General features: G+C 36.5%; 3 protein-coding genes and 1 pseudogene. All 4 read right to left on the bottom strand.

All coding sequences use genetic code 11. The features are described 5' to 3' along the window. On the bottom strand, positions 1 to 265 hold a 265-nt coding region (locus tag QM877_RS10050; protein WP_414318320.1), incomplete at its 3' end, for a hypothetical protein. Between the two features lie 26 nt (positions 266 to 291). Then, positions 292 to 1,185, bottom strand: a complete 894-nt coding sequence (locus QM877_RS10055) for a replication initiation protein (RefSeq protein ID WP_414318321.1) — start codon at positions 1,183 to 1,185, stop codon at positions 292 to 294. A gap of 1,322 nt (positions 1,186 to 2,507) precedes the next feature. Beyond that, positions 2,508 to 2,789: a hypothetical protein gene (locus QM877_RS10060; RefSeq protein ID WP_414318322.1), complete on the bottom strand. Its 282-nt coding sequence runs from the start codon at positions 2,787 to 2,789 to the stop codon at positions 2,508 to 2,510. A 362-nt stretch (positions 2,790 to 3,151) separates the two neighbouring features. After that, a pseudogene (locus QM877_RS10065) lies at positions 3,152 to 3,418 on the bottom strand (hypothetical protein); the annotation flags it as partial.

Raw genomic sequence — 3,418 nt, forward strand, 5'->3', positions numbered from 1 at the left:
GTTTTTTATCTAACACTTTTTTCACTCGAGCAATTTGACTAGCCACGAATTCAAATTGACTTTCAATATCCCTTCGAGAACTATCCCAGTAGTTTTGAGCAATAACTTGCTTTTTCTCCGTCGCTCGTATATGGTCAGTTAAGGAATTAAAACTATCCCATGCAACACCTTCCCACTGCTCAGCTTCTTCTACTTGCCTTAATAATCGATTTCTTTCAGCTTTTAATTTCTCAATATCGTTTATTAGTTCTGTTCTTTCTGTCATTTTGTTACCCCCTTTTCTGTAACTAGCTAATCTTCAAACATATCCATTTGCCCAGGCAAAACCCTTGGGGGCTCATTGTCTAATCTAGCTAACATCTCTTGCTTTTTACGCTCTAGTTCAGCCTTTTTCTCCTCACTCGTTGTATTCACGTAATCAGGAGTTGACCAAGTAGGCACGTTGGACTTCCTTTTCTTGCTTGGTTTAGGCTTATCGAACTTATTTGGAACATACGATTCAGTCATTTCAGGATTCCAAGTAAACTCATAACCAAGAACAGGATTCCCACGCTTGTTGGATTTGATTTTTTTAACTTTCAATCCCTCAAAATATGGTGAAAGTTGCTTCAGGATTGGTTTGACGACTGCTCTATCTATCTCGCTCGATTTATAACTATTAGGCATATCAAGTAAAGTTTTAAATTCATCAATCTTGAACTCTTTACGACCCACTGTACGCCATTGTTTTAATAGTCTATATGCAGTTTTAGCGTATGTAGACCGAATATTTGTAAACTCTGCAAGCTCATATTGTGTGAAATTGGCTGAAAGTCTGTTTAAGATATACTCAAATTTCGGCGAAAGAGAAACTGTTGCAGTCATATCTGACAAATCTTCTTTCCAATCCACTCGAAATCGTGTAAACAGTGGCATGTACTCAATAGAATTGCTTGTTTTTTCGATATATCGTAACTGAGTTATATTATTAGCTAAGCTATTCATCGTATCGTGAAATCGTTTATTGTGCTGAATAGAATAGCTTGCAAGTTCGGCTAACTGATACTTATCGAAGACTAAGTCTTCTATGCCGTTATCTCTGGCTTTTGCAATAATTGCAAAGAAGAAATTCATCTCTTCTGCCGTCCATTTTCTCATGATAACCGTGTTCAAATCATTATGATGCTTAACTACTTCATTCGTCATTAAGAACCCCTTTTTATTTTTTCTTAATTATACCACCGAAAATATTATAAAGCAAACAAATATATTTCTTCTTAATAAACCGACATTTGTACACCCATAAACCGACATTTGTACACCCATAAACCGACATTTGTACACCCATAAACCGACATTTGTACACCCATAAACTCTGAAATCCTTTGGTGCTCTAAGGCTCGTAGAGTGGCTAAATATATTATTAAATATTAATTAAATATATATAAAAAGGGTCTCACTTCGTTTCGCCCCTCTCTCCATATCCAAAAACAAACTAAAAATAAATCTAGCACATATTTTTGACACAACTATATAACCATGATACAATGAATTTGCCGAATAAGTAGCTCAAGGCTACACCAAAGCCCTAGAGGATGCCAGTCCTTTAGGGCTTTTTTTACGTTCTTTTCAGATTAACGAGTGTTTGTAGGCTGACTACCGTTTATCCTCATCATCCAGCCATTTGCAAATGAAGTATGCCAGTACATTTGCCACGACGCTGAGGAAGAGCTCGAATAAGTAACTCACGACTATCACCTCCTTTCACGACCTGTAAGTCGCAATCGGTTTTTCGATAGCGATTTTATTATACCATGGACTTTTTCTAAAAAGCAAAGTATGATAACCTTTCTCTTCGCTTGGTTTATTTGATGGCATAAATTGCTGATGTCGAAGCCATGAGCAAAAGGGAAATTGTTAATCACATCTGGGGATACTGTCCCTTCTATTTGGGATAGGGAGCCTGGCAATATGCCTTGGTTCGCACTTTTCAACGTAAAACGAACTAAAATAGAGCCCAATACATATAATTCAGTCGCTTCTAAACAAGCCCATTCACCTTTTATTTGCTTTTTATTTTTTTTTATGTTATACTGAAGTCTCAAGAAAGCGCTATCTTGAATCACACTATCACTTATAATCAAGGAGGATCACTATGAACTACAAATTCCACTTAAATTTTTGTTTTGACCCTGACCACTATCCTGGAGATTTCGATGGTAGTAACACCGGAAATGGCGAAGGAGATGGTGGATTAGAGCCATAAATTTCTCTTTTTCTATTAGGATTGTTAAGAAGCTAAAATTAAAACTATAAAACTATAATAAAAAAAACGCATAAGTTCTCTTAAAAAGAGCTTATGCGTTTTTTCATTTTATTAATTCTTACATGTATTATCAAATAATTTTTACGAGGCGGACGATTTAGAAGTGATTAGAAGCCATATTTTGCCCTCTAACGTGTTCTGACATCAAAAGTATAGAATTATATTCTAAAACTAAAATAGTGGCAATACGACCTTCTAAAGGCTATTTACGCTCGTTTAACATTTTGAGTAATAACTCGTATATCAATTCTTGCTGTTTTTCAATCATACCGAGACGGCGCATGACCTTTTCTTCAAACGTAGCATCATAGCTATCTTTTCTCAGTCGAGAACGTATCTCATCCACTCCTGAAGGAGATATACGATACACTCCGTCCTCTTGTTCAACCTGGAAAATATTTAAATTTTTTCTGTGATACTTTACCAGGTCTTTTGATATCCCTAACTCCTCCGCGACCTCTTTCAGTGTTTTCCAATCTGACATGACTCTAAATCCTCCTTACTAGCATAATATCGTTGTGGCAAGCGTAGCATATGATTATCAACTTACCAGTAAGTTTACCACATGCTAGGTCAGTTCCAAAATGAAAACTGATTTTTGGGAGACCCCAAACCCCTTATTTAGTTTTTACTAGGGAATTTACCCCTCTAGCCTCTTAAAGAGCATAAGGGAAACTGATATCACGTGCCGTGATATGTTGATAGTATCAACGTTTCCAATGATATCAATTTTCTCGGTTTCACCTACTTACACACACTACCATGTTTATCATCTGTTTTGTCTATCTCACACTTTGACACACTCTCATCGCATACAAATACACACAAAAAAGAGAGGCTGATTTTTCAATCAACAATCTCGTCAGCAGGTAAGGTGTAAAACGGCAAGTGTTTGGGTAGCTCCTCAATCTCCAAACCGAGAACATCTGCTAATTCAGCAATCTCTTTCATCAATTCGTCAATTTCACCCTCTAGTAATTCATAACGTTTTTTATCTAACACTTTTTTCACTCGAGCAATTTGACTAGCCACGAATTCAAATTGACTTTCAATATCCCTTCGAGAACTATCCCAGTAGTTTTGAGCAATAACTTGCTTTTTCTCCGTCGCTCG

It is taken from the genome of Streptococcus infantis (genome assembly GCF_047463655.1).
GTDB lineage: Bacteria > Bacillota > Bacilli > Lactobacillales > Streptococcaceae > Streptococcus > Streptococcus infantis_Z.